The 6,971-nt window shown below is 38.9% G+C and carries 1 protein-coding gene and 4 pseudogenes; all 5 read left to right on the top strand.

Translation table 11 applies throughout. The annotated features are described in order from the left end of the window. Positions 1-765: pseudogene (locus P7J58_RS11060) on the top strand (SNF2-related protein); the annotation flags it as partial. Between the two features lie 509 nt (positions 766-1,274). Continuing rightward, entirely contained in the window at positions 1,275-3,053 is a 1,779-nt protein-coding gene (locus P7J58_RS11055) for a reverse transcriptase/maturase family protein (protein ID WP_208555982.1), read from the top strand. Between the two features lie 92 nt (positions 3,054-3,145). Then, positions 3,146-3,613 (top strand): annotated as a pseudogene (locus P7J58_RS11050) (hypothetical protein); the annotation flags it as partial. A 563-nt stretch (positions 3,614-4,176) separates the two neighbouring features. Beyond that, positions 4,177-5,986: pseudogene (ltrA, locus tag P7J58_RS11045) on the top strand (group II intron reverse transcriptase/maturase). A 104-nt stretch (positions 5,987-6,090) separates the two neighbouring features. Further along, positions 6,091-6,971, top strand: a pseudogene (locus tag P7J58_RS11040) (hypothetical protein); the annotation flags it as partial.

Below are 6,971 nucleotides of genomic sequence, written 5' to 3'. Positions count from 1 at the left end.
CCGATGAGTCGTGAAAAACAGGTCGCCTATATCAATGACAAACTCGAGCAACTCAGAGAAATCAAGCTAGGAAGTGACAGTGATTATACGGTGAAAGAAGCGGAGCGTTCGATTAAGGGATTGGAGCACCAGTTGGAAGAACTCCAAAAACTAGAGCGGGATACCTTTATCGAATTTGAAAACCTTGGCATTGATTTCCTTTTTGTGGATGAGGCTCATCACTTCAAGAATATCCGTCCAATCACTGGACTTGGGAATGTCGCGGGAATCACCAACACCACTTCAAAAAAGAACGTAGATATGGAGATGAAGGTGAGACAGGTTCAGGCAGAACATGGAGATAGAAATGTCGTTTTTGCGACAGGAACGCCAGTTTCTAACTCTATTAGTGAACTTTTCACCATGATGAATTACATTCAACCCGATGTCTTGGAACGATACCAGGTATCCAATTTTGACTCCTGGGTTGGGGCTTTTGGGAATATTGAAAACTCCATGGAACTAGCCCCGACAGGAGATAAGTACCAACCCAAGAAACGGTTCAAGAAATTTGTCAACCTGCCTGAACTCATGCGAATCTACAAGGAAACTGCCGATATTCAGACCTCAGACATGCTTGATTTACCAGTACCAGAAGCTAAGATTATTGCGGTGGAAAGCGAGTTAACGCAAGCTCAGAAATACTATTTAGAAGAGCTGGTAAAGCGTTCAGACGCTATCAAGTCAGGTAGTGTTGATCCAAGTAGAGATAACATGCTTAAAATCGTGCGCTGTTAAGCGTAAAAATGTATCTCCCTCACAGAGGGATATTATTGAAAGTAAATAATAGGAACAACTAACTAACCTAGCGGGGAAACCCAAAGGGGACAATAGCATGTTAGTAAAGCGGATAAGGAGCGAGTTACAACGCTTTGATGTGCCGCAAGTTCCGTAACCTATGGTTAAGGCTAAACTGCTTGAACCTCAATTCTGACTAGGTGCAAAGCATCGCCCATCGGAAAGTAACTGAAACCGATGTTACTGTATATTCGTTGTTGTGATTTTGGACGAATAACTTTCTACAGTAAAAGAGCATACGATAAGTATGAATAAAGGAATGAGTGAGGAACCTAAGGGTTACTAGCACGTACATTTTTAACGAATAGCAGGATTGCCTAAGAGGGGAGACCCTTATGGTAACGGAGTCACCGTAGTAGTCCGAGCAAGGGAAATCCTTGTACATGGCGAAGGGTGACAGGTAATTTCGATTAGTTAGAAAGGATTAGGTGCGTGGGATGCGTACAGCCAAAACTATTTTAACGGTCATTCATGAACGTGGAAAACAAGATAAACCACTCGAAAGGGTTTATAAGTTACTATTTAATCGTGAACTCTATCTGATAGCCTATGCAAAGTTATACCCGAATAATGGAGCAATGACAAAGGGTGTTACAGAGGAAACGATTGATGGAATGTCTATTCAAAAAATAGATATGATTATTGAACAATTAAGACAAGAAACCTATTACTGGAGACCAGCTAGGAGAGAGTACATTCCTAAAAAGAATGGAAAACACCGTCCTTTGGGAATACCAGTATGGAGTGATAAACTTCTTCAGGAAGTGATTCGCATGATATTAGAAGCCTATTATGAGCCACAATTTAGTGAACATTCTCATGGTTTTAGACCAAAAAGAGGGTGTCATACAGCTTTACAAGAAATTCAGACCTGGAAAGGGACACGTTGGTTCATAGAAGGAGATATCTCTAGTTATTTTGACACGATTGACCACGATGTATTAATCACTATGTTGTCTAGACAAATTCAGGATGGTCGGTTTATTAGGCTTATCAAAAATATGCTTGAGGCAGGATGTCTTGATGATTGGAAGTTTCACAAGACTATTAGTGGAACACCGCAAGGTGGAGTTATTAGTCCTTTATTAGCTAATATCTATTTACATCAATTTGATAAGTGGGTCGGTGAAGAACTGATACCTCAATATACAAGAGGTAAAAAGCAGAAAGCAAACTCAGCCTATAATCGTTTGAGTAGAAGAATTAAATGCTATCAGGATAAAGGAGATTATAAAAAAGCTCATCAGTTAATTGTTGAGAGAAGAAATCTCCCTTCAGTCGATACTTATGATACCAGCTATCGGAGATTAAGATATGTTCGGTATGCGGATGACTTTATTCTAGGCTTTACAGGTTCAAAAGCTGAGGCAAAGGCTATAAAGAAGCAAATTGGAGACTTTTTAAATACTAAGTTATCTTTGGAACTTTCTCAAGAAAAGACTTTGATTACCCATGCGACTGGAGAATCAGCTAAATTTCTGGGATATGAGATAAAAGCACAACGTGTCAATGATTATATTGATAACAAAGGGAGACGGAGTGCCAATGGTGTTATCGCATTATTTGTACCTGCATCGGTTATTGAAAGCAAATGCCGCCAATACATGAAAAATGGTAAAGCTATTCATCGTAATAACTTATTGCATGATGATGACTTTAGTATCGTTCAAACTTACCAACAAGAATATAGAGGGCTGGTTCAATATTATATATTGGCACAAAATTTGTCATGGTTCTCAAAAGTCTATTGGTATATGGAAACATCACTCCTTAAAACATTAGCATTTAAACATAAGTCATCCATTAATAAAATGTTAGCTAAATATAAGACTACCACAACTAGCACGAATGGCCGAACTGTGCCGTGTTTACAGGTAGTTGTGCCTCGAGAAGATAAACCTCCTCTAGTTGCAACGTGGGGTGGCATTTCACTTTCTTATAAAAAGAAAGCTGTAATAGAAGATGCTCCGTATCAAGTTTATGGTGGTCGAACAGAGCTTATCAAGCGATTACTCGCAAATAAGTGTGAGCTATGTGAAAGTGAGGAGAACATAGAGGTACATCATATCAGAAAATTAGCAGACTTGAACAAACACAATGGGAAATTAGTTCCAAAGTGGAAAGAAATCATGTCAGCAAGATGTCGAAAAACGCTAGTGACTTGTCGGGATTGTCACTATGCAATACATAATGGTTCAATAAATACACGTTTATGAAATGAAATTACTGGAGAGCCGGATGATGCGAAAGTATCATGTCCGGTTCGGTGGGGGGATAATGGAAAAGGGGTCGCAATGACTACCTCGCTAGTATCCTACCCTACACAGGAGAAGCCAGAAAACTAGCTATTGATATGCGGTTGATTGACCCTGTTTATACCTTATCAGATAATCAGAAAATCCTTCAAGTGGTTGATAATGTCGAGCGAATCTACCTTGAAGGAGCAGGAGAAAAGGCTACTCAGATGATTTTCTCTGATATTGGAACACCTAAAAGTAAGGAAGAAGGTTTTGATGTTTATAATGAACTGAAAGCTTTGCTGGTTGATCGAGGGATTCCCAAAGAACAGATTGCTTTTGTGCATGATGCCAATACCGATGAGAAGAAAAATTCCCTATCACGAAAGGTCAATAGTGGAGAAGTACGGATTCTCATGGCTTCTACGGAAAAAGGGGGAACAGGATTAAACGTCCAGTCTCGCATGAAAGCTGTCCACCATTTAGACGTTCCCTGGAGGCCCTCAGACATTGTCCGTGCGTCCGTAAAGGCGGTATAGTAAATCTACTTTTGGCAAAGTAGTAGGCGTGACCTTAATGCCTATCATCACCTAACTGACCTGTGGGGGAAACCAAATATCAGGGAACAAAGCACGTTAGGAAACTCACAAGTTGATGAGTTATCACATCACGACTGAATGAGGAGATGACAATGTAACAGTTGTTACTGAGATAATTATAAGGATAAAATCTAAACTGATTGAAGGATAGTCTAAACGGTCTGTGTCGGGACTGTGAGGTAAGATAACTAAAACCCTCATACTATGGAACTTCATTATCACTGTTCGAGGTAGTGAAGCAAAGGGATTCCATAGCGTATTCATAGTAAATGAAAACAGATGAACGTCCTATCCGATGAAATTATCAAGCTATGTTACTATACCAGCTAAACGGAGATTACCTAAGTCAAAATGCTTGTAAAAGCTATTAAACATCAGGTTTATGAATATTTGATAAGGTAACGGAGTTCCCGTAGTAGTTCGAGCGTGTTAATGGCACGTACATGGCGAAGGGGAACAGTTTATAACATTAACATTATGGAAAGGAAGGTGTGTGAGACACCATGAGAAATCCTCAAAATGTGTTAAACAATCTAACAAAACACAGTAAAGATAAAAACTATCAATTTGAGCGACTTTATCGCTTACTTTACAACAAAGAAATGTACTTAGTTGCCTATCAAACGATTTACGCTAACCCAGGACACATGACACCTGGAGTAGATGAGTTGACGATTGATGGTATGAGTATGGCTAGAATTGACCAATTGATTGATTCCCTGAAAGATGAATCTTATCAGCCACATCCATCAAGACGAACCTATATTCCTAAAAAGAATGGGAAGCCACGTCCACTAGGTATTCCATCATTTGATGATAAGCTCTTACAACAGGTTATCAAAATGATTTTGGAATCCATCTACGAGGGACAATTTGAATCCTCTTCCCATGGTTTTCGTCCGAATAAAAGCTGTCATTCAGCACTTACTCAAATTCAGAAAACCTATACAGGAGTAAAGTGGTTTATTGAAGGAGATATCAAATCGTTTTTTGATAATATCAACCACGATGTGATAATTCAAATTCTACGAGAAAGAATTACGGATGAGCGTTTCTTACGCCTGATTCGTAAATTTCTCAATGCAGGATATGTGGAAGATTGGAAATTCTACAAAACCTACTCAGGAACTCCACAAGGAGGAATAATCAGTCCAATTCTAGCCAATATCTATTTGGATAAGTTTGATAAATATATGACAGATTATGTGAAGAACTTCTGTGAAGGGAAATACCGTAAACGCACCCCAGAATATCGCCAAAATGAGATTGCACTGGGAAAAGCAAGAAGAACACTAGAGTGTACTTCGACGGAAAACCAACGCCAAGAAGCCATTCAACGTATTCGTCAATTAGAAAAAGAAAGAGTATTGATTCCTCATAGCGACCCTATGGATAGTAGTTTTAAGCGTCTAACCTATACCCGATATGCAGATGATTTTATCTGTGGTGTGATTGGAAGTAAAGAGGACGCTCGTCGTATTAAAGCAGACATTAAGGACTATTTGGAAACGGTTCTCAAATTGGAACTCTCTGAAGAGAAAACCCTGATTACCAATGCAAGAGATAAAGCGAGGTTTCTGGGTTATCATCTGTACATTCGCCAATCCAATTTAGCCAAACGTGATTCGTCAGGACGATTGGTCAGAAATTATACAGGTAGATTGGTTTTAGAGGTTTCTATTGAAACGATTCGAGATAGATTACTGTCCTATGGGGCTATGAAAATGACTTATCATAGAGGTCACGAAGTTTGGAAACCAACAGCTCGTTATTTTATGAAAGACTGTGATGATTTAGAGATTTTAGAACGCTACAATGCAGAAATAAGAGGTTTTTAACTATTATTGAATCGCTAACAACAGTTCTATCCTCCATCGCTTTAAGTATATTATGGAATATAGCATGTATAAAACCTATGCGACCAAGTATCGTACGACTAAATCTCACATCATCCGTAAATATAAAAAGGATGGTCAATTCAGGATACAGTATATTGGACGTAAAGGAGATACAATGACCCGTTATTTCTATAATGGAGGCTTTAAACGTCAAAAGAAATCTTTCCTAGAAAATGATAATTTACCAAACACGGCAAAATATTTTAGCCGAACCAATTTAATTGATAGATTAAAAGCAAACCGTTGTGAGTACTGTCAAGCTACCAATAGTCTCATTGAAATTCATCATGTGAGAAAACTCAAGGATTTAAAGAAAAAGACTTTTTGGGAACGTTTGATGATTTCTAGACAACGGAAAACAATAGCATTGTGTAAAGATTGCCATAAGAAATTACATTATGGCAAGTTAGATTGAGTTTATAAATGGAGAGCCGTATACATTGAAAGGTGTACGTACGGTTCGGGGGCGAGTATTTGGAAACCTGCCGTAGTAATACGGTAAGGCGCTGGGTACTTAGCCTACAGCGAAATGGACGACTAATTCGACAAGGAAACATGCACCAGGAGGTAGATATTTATCACTATATCACTAAAGGGAGCTTTGACAATTACCTCTGGCAGACGCAGGAGAATAAGCTAAAGTATATCACCCAGATAATGACCTCAAAAGATCCTGTGAGATCAGCTGAAGACATTGATGAACAAACCATGACGGCTTCTGACTTTAAGGCCTTGGCAACTGGAAACCCTTATCTCAAACTCAAAATGGAGTTGGAAAATGAACTGACAGTTTTAGAGAATCAAAAACGAGCCTTTAATCGCTCCAAAGACGAGTATCGCCATACCATTTCCTATAGTGAGAAGCACCTCCCTATCATGGAAAAACGGTTGAGTCAATATGATAAGGATATTGCCCAATCCTTGGCAACAAAGTCGCAAGATTTTGTCATGCGATTTGACAATCAAGCAATGGATAATCGTGCTGAAGCTGGGGACTATCTGCGAAAACTCATTACCTATAACCGCTCAGAGACCAAGGAAGTCAAAACACTTGCCAGCTTTAGAGGATTTGATTTAAAAATGACAACACGAGGTCCTAGTGAGCCCTTACCAGAAACCATTTCTTTAATGATTGTAGGTGATAATCAATATACAGTCGCTCTTGATTTGAAATCAGATGTGGGAACCATTCAACGGATTAGTAATGCCATTGACCATATTATAGACGACCAAGAAAAGACAGAAGGGATGGTAAAGGATTTAAAAGATAAGCTACAAGTAGCCAAAGTAGAAGTTGAAAAAGTCTTCCCCAAGGAAGAAGATTATCAGCTTGTAAAGGCTAAGTATGATGTCTTGGCTCCCTTGGTTGAAAAAGAAGCAGAGATTGAAGAGATAGATGC

This window comes from Streptococcus suis, assembly GCF_046032535.1.
GTDB classification, from domain to species: Bacteria; Bacillota; Bacilli; order Lactobacillales; family Streptococcaceae; genus Streptococcus; species Streptococcus suis_AK.
This window is presented reverse-complemented; position numbering and strand designations above follow the sequence as displayed.

Bases quoted from the DNA above. Each gene is read 5' to 3' on its own strand.
- P7J58_RS11055 (WP_208555982.1), top strand. From the start codon at position 1,275: ATGCGTACAGCCAAAACTATTTTAACGGTCATTCATGAACGTGGAAAA.